Source organism: Marinactinospora endophytica, assembly GCF_054780875.1.
Window position 1 is genome coordinate 269,631 of the sequence record NZ_BAAGVM010000007.1, and the last position, 17,043, is coordinate 286,673.

General features: G+C 72.0%; 14 protein-coding genes and 2 riboswitches. Of the genes, 9 read left to right on the plus strand and 5 right to left on the minus strand.

Annotated features, from left to right (window positions below; translation table 11 throughout):
- The first annotated feature begins 288 nt into the window (after window positions 1-288).
- The 3 genes from ACYVHU_RS15625 to ACYVHU_RS15635 all read left to right on the plus strand — a co-directional run bounded on the left by ACYVHU_RS15625 (window position 289) and on the right by ACYVHU_RS15635 (window position 3,389).
- Complete coding sequence (locus tag ACYVHU_RS15625; RefSeq protein WP_432937490.1) at window positions 289-951, plus strand: hypothetical protein; 663 nt, start codon at window positions 289-291, stop codon at window positions 949-951.
- Window positions 952-1,180: 229 nt separating this feature from the next.
- The gene (locus ACYVHU_RS15630; protein WP_078761821.1) at window positions 1,181-2,803 is read left to right on the plus strand and encodes an NYN domain-containing protein; all 1,623 of its coding nucleotides are present in this window, start codon (window positions 1,181-1,183) and stop codon (window positions 2,801-2,803) included.
- A gap of 31 nt (window positions 2,804-2,834) precedes the next feature.
- A complete protein-coding gene (locus tag ACYVHU_RS15635; RefSeq protein WP_200813626.1) occupies window positions 2,835-3,389 on the plus strand; it encodes a hypothetical protein in 555 nt (184 codons plus the stop codon).
- Window positions 3,390-3,448: 59 nt separating this feature from the next.
- Here ACYVHU_RS15635 and ACYVHU_RS15640 read toward each other — a convergent pair whose 3' ends face one another.
- Window positions 3,449-3,790, minus strand: a complete 342-nt coding sequence (locus ACYVHU_RS15640; RefSeq protein WP_498948838.1) for a DUF5713 family protein — start codon at window positions 3,788-3,790, stop codon at window positions 3,449-3,451.
- Between the two features lie 252 nt (window positions 3,791-4,042).
- A complete protein-coding gene (locus tag ACYVHU_RS15645; RefSeq protein ID WP_498948839.1) occupies window positions 4,043-6,316 on the minus strand; it encodes an ATP-binding cassette domain-containing protein in 2,274 nt (757 codons plus the stop codon).
- A 62-nt stretch (window positions 6,317-6,378) separates the two neighbouring features.
- On the opposite strand from ACYVHU_RS15645, the gene ACYVHU_RS15650 reads away from it, so the two are divergent.
- The 3 genes from ACYVHU_RS15650 (at window position 6,379) to ACYVHU_RS15660 (ending at window position 11,697) form a co-directional block, all read left to right on the plus strand.
- Window positions 6,379-7,380 carry a helix-turn-helix transcriptional regulator gene (locus ACYVHU_RS15650; protein ID WP_078761818.1) on the plus strand — a complete coding sequence of 334 codons (1,002 nt, stop codon included), beginning with the start codon at window positions 6,379-6,381 and terminating at the stop codon, window positions 7,378-7,380.
- Window positions 7,381-7,736: 356 nt separating this feature from the next.
- Window positions 7,737-7,954: riboswitch (cobalamin riboswitch) on the plus strand.
- Window positions 7,955-8,090: 136 nt separating this feature from the next.
- A complete protein-coding gene (locus ACYVHU_RS15655; protein WP_078761816.1) occupies window positions 8,091-10,553 on the plus strand; it encodes a ribonucleoside-diphosphate reductase subunit alpha in 2,463 nt (820 codons plus the stop codon).
- A gap of 70 nt (window positions 10,554-10,623) precedes the next feature.
- Entirely contained in the window at window positions 10,624-11,697 is a 1,074-nt protein-coding gene (locus tag ACYVHU_RS15660; RefSeq protein ID WP_078761815.1) for a ribonucleotide-diphosphate reductase subunit beta, read from the plus strand.
- 77 nt (window positions 11,698-11,774) lie between these two features.
- On the opposite strand, the gene ACYVHU_RS15665 is transcribed toward ACYVHU_RS15660, so the two are convergent.
- The 3 genes from ACYVHU_RS15665 to ACYVHU_RS15675 form a co-directional block, all read right to left on the minus strand.
- Window positions 11,775-12,566, minus strand: coding sequence for an ABC transporter ATP-binding protein (locus ACYVHU_RS15665; protein WP_498948840.1), 792 nt, complete (start codon window positions 12,564-12,566; stop codon window positions 11,775-11,777).
- 70 nt (window positions 12,567-12,636) lie between these two features.
- Window positions 12,637-13,737 (minus strand): FecCD family ABC transporter permease, encoded by a 1,101-nt coding sequence (locus ACYVHU_RS15670; protein ID WP_078762057.1) that lies wholly within the window; start codon window positions 13,735-13,737, stop codon window positions 12,637-12,639.
- 14 nt (window positions 13,738-13,751) lie between these two features.
- Complete coding sequence (locus ACYVHU_RS15675; RefSeq protein WP_078761814.1) at window positions 13,752-14,750, minus strand: ABC transporter substrate-binding protein; 999 nt, start codon at window positions 14,748-14,750, stop codon at window positions 13,752-13,754.
- An 88-nt stretch (window positions 14,751-14,838) separates the two neighbouring features.
- A riboswitch (cobalamin riboswitch) is annotated at window positions 14,839-15,022 on the minus strand.
- A gap of 118 nt (window positions 15,023-15,140) precedes the next feature.
- On the opposite strand from ACYVHU_RS15675, the gene ACYVHU_RS15680 reads away from it, so the two are divergent.
- From ACYVHU_RS15680 to ACYVHU_RS15690, 3 genes are all read left to right on the plus strand, one after another.
- Window positions 15,141-15,713 carry a putative glycolipid-binding domain-containing protein gene (locus ACYVHU_RS15680; RefSeq protein ID WP_144390099.1) on the plus strand — a complete coding sequence of 191 codons (573 nt, stop codon included), beginning with the start codon at window positions 15,141-15,143 and terminating at the stop codon, window positions 15,711-15,713.
- Window positions 15,710-16,105: a VOC family protein gene (locus tag ACYVHU_RS15685; RefSeq protein ID WP_498948843.1), complete on the plus strand. Its 396-nt coding sequence runs from the start codon at window positions 15,710-15,712 to the stop codon at window positions 16,103-16,105. Before ACYVHU_RS15680 ends, ACYVHU_RS15685 begins: the two co-directional genes overlap by 4 nt.
- Before the next feature lie 123 nt (window positions 16,106-16,228).
- Window positions 16,229-17,038, plus strand: a complete 810-nt coding sequence (locus tag ACYVHU_RS15690; protein ID WP_432937476.1) for an alpha/beta fold hydrolase — start codon at window positions 16,229-16,231, stop codon at window positions 17,036-17,038.
- The last annotated feature ends 5 nt before the right edge of the window (window positions 17,039-17,043 follow it).

Consider the following 17,043-nt stretch of genomic DNA (forward strand, 5'->3'; position numbering starts at 1 on the left):
GGAGGGGCGATCACCGCCCGGGACGGGTCCGGCCGCCCCGCCATGCCCCGGGGACGGCAGCGGTCCCACCGGTGACCACGGCTCCCCACCACGGTTCTCAAAGACGCACCCGCCCCTTCCCCGCAGCAGAGCCGACGGGCATCCAGACCGACAGGCACACCGCCGAGACTCCCGCCCGGCCCTCTTAGCGCGGCCTTAACGTCGGCGCAGCGCATCGCTAGCACGCGACACGCGAGTCTGTGACATGTCGGCGCAAGCGCGCCGTGACACAGACGAGAGGGGCACCACATGGCCGCCAATGGATTCGGACGCACCCCCCTGCTGCTCGCGGGAACCGCGGCGGTCGGGCTGATCGCCCTGGGCGGTGCCGGACTGGCCTTCGCCTCCGGCCTGGGCGCCGACGCGCCGGCGGAGGCCCGCGGCGACGGACAGCACGTGGAGGCGGCGTCCTCCACGCCCGACATCGAACCCGCCCGGTCCGCGGGCGGCGAGTCGAGCGGCCCGGCCGAACCGGCCGGCGGCTCCGAGGAGACGATCCTCGACCTGGCCCGCGTCCTGAACCTGGCCGAGGAGGCCGTCCCCGACGGTGTCGTCCACGACGTGGAACGCGGGGGCGCCGGGTGGGAGATCGACGTCGTCGTCCTCGACGAGGAGCGCGAGTACGAACTGCGCGTGGACCGGAGCGGCGCGGTCAGCACGGAGCGGGAGGGTCGCGCCGATGACGAGGACATGCGGGCCGCGCAGGCCGGGGTCGGTCTGGTGGAGGCCGCGCAGGCGGCCGAGCGTGAACTCGGCGGCACCGTCACCAGCGTGCAGTTCGAGGCAGCCGAGCGTGACGACGACGATGACGACGCCGAAGAGCGGATCGCCCGCTGGGAGGTCGAGGTCGACGATGACCGCGAGATCGGCGTGAGCGCCGAGGACGGTGCGATCCTGCACACCGACGACTGAGCGGCCCGGACCCGGGCAGTGGGCGTTTGCGCGGGTCACCGCCCTGCCCCGAAACGACCCGGCTCCAGGACCGTATCCCCTTCCCCGATCCCAGGTGTGCGGCCCGGCACACAAAACGTCACAGACTTGGTTAGGCTGTGGCCCGGCCTGTCTTTGGCCGAGTACCGATCTTCGGGTGAACCCGGCCACCGACCCGGGCAACCGAACACAAGGGAAGGGGCGGTGTCGCGTGGATCGCTGCGCGTTGTTCGTTGACGCCGGCTACCTCCTGGCCGACGGCGCGATGGCCGTGCACGGAACCCGCAACCGCGATTCCGTGTCCTGGGACTATGCGGGACTCGTACAGCTCCTCAACGAGGTCGCGCGTGACCGCACGGGGCTTCCGGTGCTGCGCTGCTACTGGTACGAGGCGACCCCCGAGGGACGCCGCAACCAGGAGCAGGACGGCATCGCCGACATTCCCGGTGTCAAGTTCCGAGCCGCGCGCATCCGTCCGGGCAGACGGGAGGGCGTCGAGAGCTATGTCCAACGGGATCTGATCACGCTCGCCGGAACCGGGAGGCTGTGCGACGCCGTCCTGGTCGGCGGGGACGAGGACATGGCGCAGGTCGTGGCCGACGTCCAGGACCTCGGCGTGCGGGTCACCGTCATCCACGTCTCCGTCGAGGGGAACTGGACGATCTCGCGGGCGTTGCGCCGCGAGTGCGACGACCTGATCGAGATCGGGGCCGGTCACCTGCGTCCCTACGTCAACCTGCTCGCCGGGAGCGGAAACGGCGAGGAGGCGGCGCCCGCGTCGCACTCCCCGTTGAGCAACGGGCGTTCGCGCTCGGCCGAGCGCGAGGTCAACCGCCGGCCGGTCTCCGCGCACGCGGGGGCCGCACGGGTGGAGCCCGCCCCCTCCGGCCTGGACGCGGTCTTCGCCGGCACCGGAGCCCAGCAGGCGCCGTCCGGTAGCGCGATGGAGCAGTTGCGCGCGATGCGGCAGAGCATCGCCCAGCAGCGCGGCGGCGACCATCTCGCCCCCCAGGGCTCCAGCGGCATGGAACCTCGGGGAGGCGCCGCCGCGGGGGTCGACGCCGACGGATTCCCCACGGGCGGGCACACGCCACCGCCGGCGCAGCCGGCCACCGGGGCGCACACGAGCATGGCGCACTCCTCCGCCTCCACGGGGCCCAACCCGAGTCACGCGGTGCCACCGCAGACCGGGGCCCACCCGGGCATGCGCGGGATGCAGCAGGGCGGGTACGGCACGCCGCCGCAGGGGCAGCCGCAACAGCACCCCACGGGAGCCCACCGCAATCCGGTGATGGGGGGTTCGCCCTACGAACGCGAGGCGCCACCGACACGCGGGGCCCCGCCGGGGCCCGATCCACGGTACGGGCCCGCCACAGGGGAGAATCCGGGATTCGGAGGTAATACCGGACCAAACCCTACTTTTGGGGCCAGTACGGGAACTGATCCCGCGTTCAGGAGCATCCCCGGAGCCGGACAGGACTCCGGGACCGCTACTGGCCCCCGCCCCGCCGACCGTGTCCACCACGGTCCCCACACCGACCCGGTCCCCCGGCCGGGGCATCATGTCCTGCCGCGGTCGCCGGCACGGACCGTCGAGGAGGCCGTCGCCATCGCGCGGAAAGAGGGCGACGGCTTCGCCGAATCCATCGCGCGTGACGCGCCGGCCCTCTGGCGGGAGGCCGTGCTGGCACGCAAGCCGCGCATGCCCTCCGACCTGGAGGCGCGGCTGCTCCAGGGTTCGGTGCTGCCGATCGACTACCTGCTGCGTGACGAGGTCCGCCACGCACTGCGGCAGGGCTTCTGGGAGGCCCTCGAACGTTCGCACGCACAGTAGATCGCCGGCGGCAAGCACAGGGAGGTGGCAAGTGACCCGGGTGACGACGGCAGACCTCGATCGGTTGGAATTCCGGGCCGTGCAGTCCGGCGACCACGCCGAGGTCGCGAGGGAGCTGGCCGACCTGGCCAACCAAGTCGACGCCGACAGCGAGATCTGTCGCGCCGAGCTGTTCGTCCGCGCCGGTGAGCAGTGGGAGATGGCCCAGGAGTTCGAACTGGCCGTGGCCATCTACCAGCGCGCCATCGACGACGGGGGCGTCACCATCATCGACGCCCGCGCGTTGCAGTGCGGCGCCCTTCTCGAACTCGACCGTGTCGAGGAGGCCCGGACCCAGCTCGACCGGCTCCGCGCCGAGGGACCCCGCAACCTCCCCACCTACATCCACATCGCCGAGACCCTACAGGCGCACGACGACCTCACCGGAGCCCACGAGTGGGCCACCCTCGGGGTGGAGCGCTTCCGCCACCAGGACGTCTCGCCCTACATGCACGACCTCCTGCTGGAGCTGTTGCGCATCCGCTTCCGGATCCGCATGGACCTCGGCTTCACCGAGGACGACCTCGACCGGCTGCTCGACGGCTAGCGCCTGTCGCGAAAACGGATGGCCCTGACCGGCGGCCCGATCCCGTTGCCGGACGCCGCTCACCAGTCCCGGGTGGCGATCAGCTCCTCGACGTCGGCGTCCGGGAACCCGTAGGCGGACGCGACGAACCAGAAGCCCTCAGCGATCTCCTCCCGCGCAACCGTCTCGATCTCGCTCCCGGCCGCCTCGAACTCCGCCTCCAGGAGGTTGAACTCCTCCGTCGCGGCCTGGGTGAGCGCGTACAGGGCCGCCAGATCCGACGGCCGCTCAGCCTCGATCCGCTCGCACAGCCGCAGCAGGACCATCCGGCCCTTGTCGACGACGTGATCGGGGAAGTAGGAGTCCGCGTACAGCTGTCGCAGAAAAGCGTGCCCCGCCACCTGCGGATTGGTGATCGGCATAGTGTCCCGTCCCCTTGGAAGAACCGACGGGCCGATCATGCCCGGCGCCGCTGACAACGAGCCGCACCTGAGGGCCGAACCGGCGGTGACCGGCGTTTTCGCACCAGGCCCTGGCGGCACGGCCGCGCGGACCGGCGGCGCCGGCACGTCACGGGCCGGCGCGGGGACCGCTCTGCCCGGGAGCGATCCCACCTGCTCGGCCCGAACGACGGTCCCCGGTCCGGCGCCGGGCGGAACGCGCCCCGACGAGGCTCAGCCGAACGCCCGGCCCCGCAACGCCGCCCCGGTCAACGAGCCCTCCTCCCGGGCGAGCTCGTCGGGGGTGCCCTCGAAGATCACCCGGCCGCCGTGCCGGCCCGGACCGGGACCGAGATCGATCACCCGGTCGGCGTGCCAGATGACGTCGAGGTCGTGCTCCACGACGACCACGCCGGCACCGGAGTCGACCAGGTTGTCCAGGACGCGCAACAGGGTCGCGGTGTCGGACGGGTGCAGCCCGGTCGTCGGCTCGTCCAGGACGTAAAGGGCGGCGGGCCGCGCGTCGCCGGCGAGTTCCCGGGCGATCTTGAGACGCTGGCACTCACCGCCCGAAAGGGTGCCGAGCGGCTGGCCCAGGCGGAGATAGCCCAGCCCGACGGTACGCAGCACGTCCAGCGTCCGCACGACCGCCTCGTCGCCGAGGCGCTCCACCGCCTCGGCGACGGTGAGGTCGTCGACGTCGGCGATGCTGAGCCCGCCGACGGTATGCGCCAGCGCCTTAGGGGAGAAACGCCGCCCCTGGCACGCCTCGCAGGTGACCTCCTGGCCGTCCATGAAGGCCAGGTCCGTGTAGATGACCCCCAGCCCGCCACACGGGGCACAGCCTCCCTCGGAGTTGGCGCTGAACAACTTCACACCGACCCCGTTGGCCCGGGCGAAGAGCCGGCGGATCGCCGGAGCGATGCCGGTGTAGGTCATCGGGGTCGATCGGCGACCGGTGGACACCGGACGTTGGTCGATGACCACGGCGTCGTGCCGCTCCACGAGCTCCGCGGCGAGGCTGGACTTGCCCGAACCGGCGACACCGGTCAACACGGTGAGGACACCGGTGGGGATGTCCACGGTGACGTCGCGCAGGTTGTTGCGGGACGCCCCGCGGACCGTCAGAGCCCCCGTGGGCCGGCGCCGCGGCGGCGCGGACGCCGAGCGCGCCCGCACCACGCGGCCGGTGGGCGTGTCGGCCCGACGAAGCTCCTCCCAGGGGCCCTGGAAGACGACGTTCCCGCCGGCGTCGCCGGCGCCCGGACCGATCTCGACGATCTGGTCCGCCACCCGCATCACGGCGGGATCGTGCTCGACCACCAGCACCGTGTTGCCCTTGTCCCGCAACCGCAGCAACAGGTCGATCATGGACGTGACGTCGTGGGAGTGCAGGCCGACGGTGGGCTCGTCGAACACGTACACCATCTCGGCGAGGCTGCTGCCCAGGTGGCGGACGGTCTTGATCCTCTGGGACTCGCCGCCCGACAGCGTCGTGGTGGCCCGGGACAGGGACAGATAGCCCAGGCCGATCCGTGTCATCGCGTCCAGGCGCTCCCGCAGCGCCTCCACCACCGGGGCGACATCGGGCCGCGTGACGCCGGCGACCAGCGCGGCGAGGTCGGCGACCTCCATACGCGTCATCTCGCCGATCGTGCGGCCCAGGACGGTCGCCGTCCTGGGCGCCTCGGCGAGCCGCTCACCCCGGCACTCCGGGCAGACCTCGCGCCGGGTGAAGCGCGCCAGCACCTCCTGTTTGCGCTGGGACAGGTCGTCCGAGGTGCGCAGGTAGATCCGCTCGAACCGTTCGACGATCCCCTCGTAGTCCTTCGGTGGCCGCGTGCCGAGCCGCGCCGCGGCCTCGCCGCCGTACAGCAGCGCCCGCCGTTGCTCCGCGCTCCACTCGCGGAGCGGCGTGGTCGGCTCGAAGGAACCGATGTCGGCGTACTGGGAGTACCAGTAGCCGCCCCTGCCGAAACCGGGCAGCAGGATCGCCCCCTCCTCCAGGGACCGGTCGAGGTCGAGGAACCGGTCGACGGCGCTGACCACCGTCTCCCCCAGCCCCGAGCAGGTCGGACACATCCCCGCCGGGTCGTTGAACGAGAAGTGGTTCGACTCGCCCACGTGGGGCTCGCTCACCCGCGAGAACAACAGGCGCAGGTAGGTGTAGGCGTCGGTGATCGTCCCCACCGTGGAACGCGCGTTGCCCCCGATACGGCGCTGGTCGATCACCACGACCGGGGACAGACCGTCGATGTGGTCCACCTCCGGCCGACGCCATTTGGGCAGCCGGTTGCGGACGAACGGCGGATAGGTCTCGTTCAACTGGTGGCCGGCCTCGGCCGCGATGGTGTCGAACACCAGCGAGGACTTCCCCGACCCGGACACCCCCGCGAACACGACCACGGCGTTGCGGGGGACGTCGATGTCGACGCCCTTGAGGTTGTTCGTCCTGGCGCGCCTGATCCGGATCATCCGCTGCGCGCCGTCCTGCCGTCGCATCTGCATGGCCATGACGCTAGGAACAGATGTGGCCGGATCCTGACCGCGAAACCGGCGATGATGGGGGCATGGCCGATGTCACCCGCCGGATGCTCGACCTGCTCGCCACCCTCCAGAGCGGGCGTGGCTTCTCCGGCGACGAGCTCGCCCGTCGACTGGAGGTGAGCCCCCGCACCCTGCGCCGCGACGTGGAACGCCTGCGCGCCTACGGATACCCCGTCACCACGCGCCCGGGCCCCGGCGGCTGCTACCGACTCGGCGCGGGCCGCGCCCTCCCGCCCCTGGTCCTCGACGACGACGAGGCGGTCGCCACCCTGGTCGGACTGGCGATCGTCGCGGCCACCACGCCGCCCGACGCCCCCGGCGGGCTCGACGGCGCCGCGCAGCGCGCCTACGGCATGATCGACCAGCTCCTGCCCCGCTCGCTGCGGCCGAAGGCGCGGGCCCTGCGGGCGACCCTCGAAGCGGCACCCCAGTCCGGCCCGTCCGCCGACCCCCGGACGCTCGTCCTGCTCGCCGGCGCCGCCCACCACCACGAGGTCGTCACCTTCGACTACGAGGACAGGAACGGGGTCGGCACGCACCGCCGCGTCGAACCCCACCGCCAGGTGGTGCGCCACCTGCGCTGGTACCTGTTCGGCTGGGACCTCGACAGGGACGATTGGCGTGTCTACCGGGTGGACCGCATCGGCGGCGTGCGCGGCACCGGGACGTCCTTCACCCCCCGTCCCCTCCCCGCCGACTCGGTGGAGGACTACCTGCGCACCGCCATGCGCCCCGACCGGCGGCGCGTGGTCCTCACCGTCGACGCGCCCGCCACGGCCGTCGCCGACGTCTTCACCTGGGAGGACTGCGCGATCGAACCCCTCGGGGCGGCCACCAGCCGGCTCACGACCTGGATCCACTCACCCGAGTGGCTCCTGCTCAAGCTCGCCTTCCTCGACGCCGACTTCACCGTCCACGAGCCGCAGGACCTTCACGCCTGGTGCGCGCGGTTCGCCCGGAGGGTCCTGGAGGCGGTGTCCGGTCCTTCCCCCGAACCGTCCAGCAGTCCGCGGCCGAGCAGGTAGGCGTCCCACAGGTCGGTGCCGCGATGGTCCACACGCGCGATGTCGGCGAGGTGGTGGTCGGCGTTGACGGCGACCGTGCGCGCCAGGTGCCCGAACAGGGGGCCGTCCGACAGCGAGCCGCCACAGGCCACGCACCGCTCCCGCGCGATCCCCTCGCGTGCGCACCTCCTCGACGGTCGCCTGGTGGCGGAGAGGCGCCCTCAGAGCGGTCCGTCTCGTCGGTCCACTGTTCCACCCGCCGGGGCCGCCTTCGCGGAGTGCTCGGGGGGCCACGGTCCGTTCCGCCTACCAGATCGGTGAACCAACGGTGGCGCGCCGATATCTTGCGGCTGTCGCGACCTGTCGCCACCAGATGTAGTATCTCTCCCGCTGATGGTTCACCCGGTGCATTCCCCGGGTGAGGCAAGAGGGAACCCGGTGGGAATCCGGGACTGCCCCGCAGCGGTGAACGGGAACGGAAGCCGTCAACACGCACTGGGTGCCACACGCCTGGGAAGCGACGGCCGGTAGGCCGGGCCGGAGGAATCCGCCCACGCCCGTGAGTCCGAAGACCTGCCATCGGCGTGCGCGCGTGCGCGCACGGAACGGGGCCTCGAGGGAGGGCCGCCGCGCGAACCAGGGACGGACATGGGCCGACATGTGCCCACTCCCGGACGTGTGCCCTCCTGCTCAGGACCCGGCCGGTTACCGTCTACCTGGTTGGAGTCACCATGTCCCTCGGCACCGAGGTCGCGCCGTCAGCGGGAGGAACCGCCGACCCCATGGAACGGGTTCGGATGGTGGTCGGTGAGGCCTGCGCCGGACTCGCCGGCGTCTCGGCGGAGACGGTCCTCGCGGAGGCGCGGCGCAACCTCTACCCCGGCATCACCCCCGCCGAGCTGGAGCTCGCCCTGGTCATGGCGGCCAGGACCTTCGTCGAGGTCGACCCCGGCTACTCCTACGTCAGCGCCCGGCTGCTGCTGGACAAGCTCCGCCGCGAGGCGCTGGGATTCCTGGCCGGAGGGTTCGACGAGGCGGGCCAGGCGGAGATGGCCGCCCGCTACCCGGCCTACCTCAAGGACTACATCGCCCGCGGGATCGAGCTGGACCAGCTCGCCCCCGAACTGGCCGACTTCGACCTGGACCGGCTCGGCGCGGCGCTGCGCCCCGAACGTGACCTTCAGTTCACCTTCCTCGGTCTCCAGACCCTCTACGACCGCTACTTCCTGCACAGCGGCGGCGTCCGCTACGAGCTGCCGCAGGCGTTCTTCATGCGCGTGGCGATGGGCCTGGCCCTGCGCGAGGACGACCGCGACGCCCGGGCGATCGAGTTCTACGACCTGCTGTCGTCGTTCGACTTCATGTGCTCCACGCCGACGCTGTTCAACTCCGGCACCCGCCGCCCCCAGCTCTCCTCCTGCTTCCTCACCACGATCGGCGACGACCTCCAGGCGATCTTCCACGGCATCTCCAACAACGCGATGCTGTCGAAGTACTCCGGCGGCCTGGGCAACGACTGGACCCCGGTGCGCGGCATGGGCGCCCACATCAGGGGCACCAACGGCAACAGCCAGGGTGTCGTGCCGTTCCTGAAGATCGCCAACGACACGGCGGTGGCGGTCAACCAAGGGGGCAAACGGAAGGGGGCCGTCTGCGCCTACCTGGAGACCTGGCACATCGACATCGAGGAGTTCCTCGACCTGCGCAAGAACACCGGTGACGACCGGCGCCGCACCCACGACATGAACACCGCCAACTGGGTGCCCGACCTGTTCCTCCAGCGGGTCGAGGCCGGCGCCGAGTGGACCCTGTTCTCCCCCGACGAGGTGCCCGACCTGCACGACCTGTACGGGCCGGAGTTCGCCGAGCGCTACGTCGCCTACGAGCGGGCCGCCGACGCCGGCGAGATCCGGGTGTGGCGCCGGGTGCGCGCCGTCGACCTGTGGCGGCGCATGCTGACGATGCTGTTTGAGACCGGCCACCCGTGGATCACCTTCAAGGACCCGTGCAACCTGCGCTCCCCGCAGCAGCACGTGGGCGTGGTGCACTCCTCCAACCTGTGCACCGAGATCACCCTGAACACCAGCGCCGACGAGGTGGCCGTGTGCAACCTCGGCTCGGTGAACCTGGCCGCCCACGTCGGGCCGGACGGGTTGGACGCCGACCGGCTGCGCCGTACCGTGCGCACCGCCGTGCGGATGCTCGACAACGTCATCGACGTGAACTTCTACACGATCCCCGAGGCCGAGCGCGCCAACATGCGCCACCGCCCGGTCGGCCTGGGGCTCATGGGTTTCCAGGACGCGCTGTTCGAACTCCGGCTGCCGATGAGCTCGCGCGGCGCCGTGGAGTTCGCCGACGAGAGCATGGAGCTCATCTCCTACCACGCGATCGAGGCGTCCAGCGACCTCGCCGCCGAGCGCGGCTCCTACGCCACGTTCGACGGGTCGCTGTGGAGCCGGGGCGTGCTGCCGATCGACTCGCTGCGGCTGCTCGCCGAGGCGCGCGGCGGCGACCTCGACGTCGACACCACCGAGCGGCTCGACTGGGACGCCCTGCGCGCCAAGGTGCGCTCCCAGGGGATGCGCAACTCCAACGTGCTGGCGATCGCGCCGACCGCGACCATCGCCAACATCACCGGGGTCGGCCAGTCGATCGAACCGATCTACCGCAACCTGTACGTGAAGTCCAACATGTCGGGCGACTTCACCGTCATCAACCCCTACCTGGTCCGCGACCTGAAGGAGCGCGGGCTGTGGGACGAGGAGATGGTGACCGAGCTGAAACTGCACGACGGCAGCCTCGGCGAGATCGCGCGCATCCCGGTCGACCTGAAGGAGCTGTACGCGACCGCGTTCGAGATCGAGCCGTCGTGGCTGGTCGACGCGGGGGCGCGGCGCCAGAAGTGGATCGACCAGGCGCAGTCGCTGAACCTCTACATGGCGGCGCCCAGCGGCCGCAAGCTCGACGAGCTGTACCGGCGGGCCTGGCGGTCCGGGTTGAAGACCACCTACTACCTGCGCTCGCAGAGCGCGACCCACGTGGAGAAGAGCACCCTGCGCGGCACCGACGGCCGGCTCAACGCGGTCGCGGCGACGCCGCCGGCCGCCGCGCCCTCCCCGGCGCCGGCCCCCGCCCCCGTCACGGGCGCGGTCTGCTCCATCGACGACCCCGAGTGCGAGGCGTGCCAGTAGCGGCGCCCTCCCGGCCGGGGCGGCGCCCCGCCCCGGCCCCGCTCACCCGACCTCCTGAGAGAACGACGAGATGACCACCGTTTCGGAGAACGACACCACCGGCCTCGGTGAGATCCAGCGCGACGCCGGCAGGGTCGACGTCGGCGACAAGGCCATGATCAACGCCCGCGCCGACGTCAACCAGCTCCTGCCGCTGAAGTACCACTGGGCGTGGGAGAAGTACCTGGCCGGCTGCAACAACCACTGGATGCCCACCGAGGTGGCGATGCAGGCCGACATCGCCCTGTGGAGGTCGCCCGACGGCCTCACCGACGACGAGCGGCTGATGCTCAAGCGCAACCTCGGCTTCTTCGCCACGGCGGAGTCGCTGGTCGCCAACAACATCGTGCTCGCGGTCTACCGCCACCTCACCAATCCCGAGTGCCGCCAGTACCTGCTGCGCCAGGCGTTCGAGGAGGCCGTGCACACCCACACCTTCCAGTACATCTGCGAGAGCCTCGGCCTGGACGAGGGCGAGCTGTTCAACATGTACCGGGAGATCCCCTCGATCACCGAGAAGGACGCCTGGGCGCTGAGGTACACGCGCAACCTGGAGGACCCCGACTTCGCGACGGGCACGCCAGAGGCCGACCAGGCGTTCCTGCGCGACCTCGTCGCCTTCTACGTGGTGTTCGAGGGGATGTGGTTCTACACCGGCTTCGCGCAGGTGCTGTCGCTGGGGCGGCGCAACAAGATGGTGGGCATCGCCGAGCAGTACCAGTACATCCTGCGTGACGAGAGCATCCACCTGAACTTCGGGATCGACGTCATCAACCAGATCAAGATCGAGAACCCGCACCTGTGGAGCGAGGAGTTCCAGGCCGAGGTGCGTTCGATGCTGGCGGAGGCGTGCGAGCTGGAGATCGCCTACGGCCGCGAGACGATGCCGCGCGGCATCCTGGGGCTCAACAGCGGGCTGTGCGAGCAGTACATGCGCTTCATCACCGACCGGCGGGCCGAGCAGATCGGCCTGGCGCCGATCTTCGGCGAGACCGAGAACCCGTTCCCGTGGATGTCGGAGATGATGGACCTCAAGAAGGAGAAGAACTTCTTCGAGACCCGCGTGATCGAGTACCAGACAGGGGGCGGCCTGGACTGGGACTGACCTGTCGATCCGCGTAGGGGGCGGCCCGGCCGGCGTGTGAGGCGCCGGCCGGGCCTCCTCGTGTCCGACGGGCGGGCTCAGCGTGGTGGGAGCAGCACGACGTTGGGGGCGCCGGTCAGCGGATGGAGGGCGACGTCGGCCTGGACCCGGTACACCTCGGCGAGCAGGTCGGGGGTGAGCACGGCCGCGGGCGTGCCGGCGGCCACGACCCGGCCGTGGTCCACGACGTAGAGCCGGTCGCAGAACAGCGCGGCCAGGTTCAGGTCGTGCAGCACGGCCAGCACGCTCGTGCCGAGCCGGCGCACGACGGCCAGCACGTCGAGCTGGTGCGCGATGTCGAGGTGGTTGGTCGGCTCGTCCAGGACCAGCAGGGCGGGTTCCTGGGCCAGCGCGCGGGCGAGCAGGACGCGCTGCCGTTCACCGCCCGACAGGGTCGGATAGGACCGGGCGGCCAGATGGGCGGCGCCGACGAGTTCCAGTGAGGTCATCACCAGGCGCCGGTCGTCGTCGTTGTCGGGGGAGAAGGCCCGCTTGTGCGGGGCGCGGCCCATCGCGACGACCTCGTCGACGGTCAGTTCGAAGTCCGCGCCGTTCTCCTGGAGGACGGCGGCCACACGCCGGGCCAGCGCCCGTTGCGACAGCGCCCACAGGTCCTCGCCGTCGATGCGGACACTCCCGGTCCGGGGCCGCAGGGTCCGGTGCACGGTGCGCAGCAGCGTGGACTTGCCGGCGCCGTTGGGGCCGATGACGCCGACGAACTCGCCGGGCGCGACGTCGAGATCGACGTCGCGCACCAGGTCGGTGCCCTCGACCCGGCAGCCGACCCCGCGCAGCGACAACGACGCGGGGTGGACGCCGTGGTGGCTCATGGTGTGGTCCTTCCGGGTGGAAGAGGGGAGTGGAAGGGGTGTCCACAGGCTGTGGACGGAGGGGGCGTCGTCACGGGCGGCCCCGCCGGCCACGCGACTCCCGGTGCATCAACCACAGGAAGAACGGGGCGCCGGACAACGCGGTGAGGATGCCCACCGGAAGTTCCTCGGGGCTGGCCAGGGTACGCGAGGCGAGGTCGGCCAGGACGAGGAACACCGCACCGAGCAGCGTCGCCACGGGCAGCGCCCGACGGTGGTCGGCGCCGACGAGCAGCCGGGCGATGTGCGGCATCATCAGGCCGACGAACCCGATCACCCCGCTCACCGCGACGATCACCCCGGTGACCAGCGCCGTCAACAGGAACATCTCGGTCCGGAACCGTCCCACGGCCAGCCCCATCGTCGTCGCCGCCTCCTCACCGGCCAGGAGCAGGTTGAGCGACCGCGTCCGCGCCGCCAGCGCCGCGAGCAGCAGCACCACCACCGCCGACGGCAGGGTCAGCGTCTGCCAGGTCGTGCCGCCCAGCCCGCCCAGCGTCCACCGGGTCACCGCGGTCGAGGCGTGCGGGTCGCCCGAGGTCATGATCAGCAGGCTCGACGCCGACAGGAACACCTGCCCGACCACGACCCCCGAGAGCACCAGCCGGGTGGAACCCGTCCGGCCGCCCGTCCGCGCCAGCAGGTACACGGTGACCAGCGCGACCAGCGCCCCCAGGAACGCCGACAACGGCAGCGAGTACACGCCGAACAGCCCCACCCCCGACACCACGACCAGCACCGCGCCCAACGTCGCCCCCGAGGACACCCCCAGCAGGGAGGGGTCGGCCAGGGGGTTGCGCACCAGCGCCTGGAGCACCATCCCCACCAGGGCCAGCCCCGCGCCGGCGACCACCCCGAGCAGGACGCGCGGCAGCCGGGAGGAGAGCACGATCCGCTCGTGCGTCGCCGGCCACGACACCTCCACCCACCCGGGCACCACCCGGTGGAGCATGATCCCCCAGGTGTCGGCGGGGGAGACCGCGACCGATCCCACGGCGATCCCCGCGGTCACCGCCGCCACCAGCCCCGCCACCAGCAGCGGCAGGACCACGGCCACGCTCAGCCGGCCACCGCCGCGGCGGACCGGCGCCGCGCTTCCCGCCGCCCGCCGTGCCGGCCGCCCGATCCGCATCCGCGCGCGCACGCTCAGAACACGCCCGGATGGAGCTGTTCGGCGATGTCGGCGACCGCGTCGCCGACCCGGATCCCCACCAGGGCCGAGGTCAGGGGCAGCACCGCGAACCGTTCCCGCTCCACCGCCGGCGTGCCGGCCAGCAGGGGGTCGGCGAGCACGGCCGCCCGCTTGTCCTCGATGCCGGTGGAGCCGTAGTCGTAGAACAGGATCGCCTCGGGCGCGCGTTCGGCGGCCTGTTCGATGGACACGTCCGCGAAGGTGTCGTCCACGTCGTCGAAGACGTTGCGTCCGCCGGCGCGGGCGATCAGGTCGCTGCCGATGCCGCTGCCGCCCGAGGTGAACACGGTCGCCCCGATGGAGTCCACGACGAGCACGTCGACGGGGTCGACGCCCTCCAGCGCCGCCTCGGTGCGCGCGAGCTCGTCGTTCATCTCCGAGATGAGCTCTTCGCCGCGCTCCTCCACCCCGAAGATCGCGGCGACGTTGCGGATCTCCTCCTCCACCGTGCCCACCGTCACCTCGTCGACGCACTGCTCGATGTTCTGGTAGGTGAGGATGCCCGCGTCGGCCAGCGCGGCCCTGCCGCGCCCCTGGGTCTCGTCGAACGCGCTGGCGAAGCCGCCGTAGACGAAGTCGGGTTCGGCCGCCAGCAGGTCCTCGAACGACGGGTACTCGTCGGCCAGCACCGGGACCTTCTCGTAGGCGTCGCGGTACTCCGGCACGATCTCGTCGTCGAGGAACGCGGTGCCCACGAGTCGGTCCTCCAGGCCCAGCGCCAGCATCACCTCGGTGACGTGCTGGTTCATGGTGACGACCCGTTCGGGCGGCGCCGTCACGCTCACTTCGACGCCGCAGTTGTCCAGGGTGAGCGGGCGGCCCTCGGCGGATCCGGTCGCCGGGTCGGCGGCAGGCTCGGCGGGGCCGGCGCCGCAGCCGGCCACCAGGGCGGCGCAGGCCAGGGCGGCCGGGAGCGCGAACGCGCGCGGCCGGCGGGGGAAGGGGAGGTGCACGTCAGGGTCCTCTCGCGGGATCCGGGCACGGCGCGAGAAGGAACCGGAGGCGGGCCGCCGGGCACGTCTCGCGGGGATCCGCGCCCGCGTGGACGAAGCAGCGACGGCCCAGTCTCCTGACTCGCGGATCAACGCCTCACCCGGCCTTCCGGTGCGGGGCACCGTGGCGCGCGGGGGGTTCGGCTCCCCGATCACAGTGGCGGGACCGTGCCGGACTCGCACCGGCTTCCTGGTTTCCGTCGCCTGCACATGCTAACGCCGCACCCCTCGGGCGGCCGGTGCGAGGGGCAGGGGCGTCCGCGCCGCGGTGGGCGTCCGGGGTGCGATTTGTGCCCATACGGTGACACCGGGTATGGCGCGGCGACACGGAGAAGGGGTAGAACGGTCGGCATGTCCGTCACGTACCGTCTGCCCGCCGCCTGGACGCGCATCGACGTCCCCGAGGGGACGGGGGTGGGGGCGCTCGTCGCCGAGCCCGCCGGGTTCCGGCTGGAGGGCAGCGAGGTCATCGCCGACCGGCGCGAACACTTCGGCTGCCGGTTCACCGTGCGCGCCGACCTCGCCTGGGTGACCCGCGAGGTCGAGGTGGAGGTGCTGACGGAACGGGGCGCCGAACGGATCACGCTGACCGGGGGTGGCGGGCAGTGGACCGTCAACGGACGCAGGGAGCCCCGCCTGGACGGCTGCCTGGACGTCGACGTCGCGGCGACCCCGCTCACCAACACGCTGCCGATCCGCAGGCTGGGGCTCGAACCGGGCGAATCACGTGACATCGCGGTGGCCTGGATCGACGTCCCGGGCCTCAAGATCCACCGCATGGCCCAGCGCTACACGAGGCTGGCGCCCTTCGGCGGTGTCGACCGCTACGAGTACCGAGGACCCGTCGAGGAACGCTACGAGCTGACGGTGGACGCCGATGGGCTCGTCATCGACTACGACCGGTTCGCCCGCAGGATCCGGTGAACGGCGCGCTGCACCACGTCGAGTTGTGGGTGGCCGACCTGGAACGGGCGGCCACGAGCTGGGGGTGGCTGCTGGGCGAACTGGGCTGGGAGCCCTTCCAGGCGTGGCCGGCCGGACGGAGCTGGCGACTGGGGGCCACCTACCTGGTCATGGAACGCTCCCCGGCGCTGTCCGCGCGGACCCACGACCGGCACCGTCCCGGGCTCAACCACCTGGCGTTCCACGTCTCCTCGGCGGCCGGGGTCGACGCCCTCGTCGCCGCCGCGCCGTCGCACGGCTGGTCCCCGCTCTTCGCCGACCGCTACCCCCACGCCGGCGGCGACCGCCACTACGCCGGCTACCTGGAGGACGCCGACGGGTTCGAGGTGGAACTGGTCGCCTCGCGGGCGTGAGCGCGGTGGCCCGGCCCCATGGGGAGCCGCCGGGCACGCGAGGTCCGAACGGAACGGGCGGGGACGTCGCCGGCGGGACCTCCACCCGACGCCACCCTCCCGCATCGGGTACACCTGGAGTTCATGAAACCGTGGAACATCGTCTACGACCGCAGGGGCTCGGGCAGTCCGCTGGTACTGCTGCACGGTCTCGGGCACCGCAGGCAGGCGTGGTACCCGGTCATGGACGAGCTTGCGCGCCGGCACGACGTCATCGCGCTCGACCTTCCGGGGTTCGGCCGCTCGCCGGCCCCCGCCGCGCAGGAGCGGTACGACGTGGACTCCCTCGTGGACGTCGTCGCGCGGGCGTGCCGAGCACTGGGGTTGGAGCGTCCGCACCTCGCCGGCAACTCGCTGGGCGGCGCGATCGCGCTGGAACTGGGCGCGCGGGGGCTGGCGGGGTCGGTGACGGCGCTGGCGCCGATCGGGTTCACCACGCCGCGTGAGAAGGCCGGGACACGGCTGCTGACCCGTGGGATGGGGCTGGCGGCGCGGATCCCCGAACCGGTCCGGCTCGCCGCGGCGGCCAGCCGGCCGGCCCGGGCCATCGCCAAACGGGTCCTGCGGGGCGATCCCGCCGACCCGGCAGTGCGTGAGCTGCGCTTCGACGCGACCGTGCTGTCGCCCGGGTCGCCGTTCGTGCGCCTGGCCCGGCCCGTTGTCGACTACGAGTTCACCGCCTCCGAGGTGCCGTGCCCGGTCACCATCGGCTGGGGCGACCTCGACCGGATCCTCCCGGCCCGGGCCGCGCGCCGGGCCTGCGCGCGCATTCCGCACGCCCGCCAGGTGACGTTGCTGGGGTGCGGCCACGTCCCCATGGCCGACCGCCCGCGCGCGGTCGCCGCGGCGATCCTGGACACCTGCCGGGCGGGTGCGGCGGTCTCGGGGGAGTGACGGGC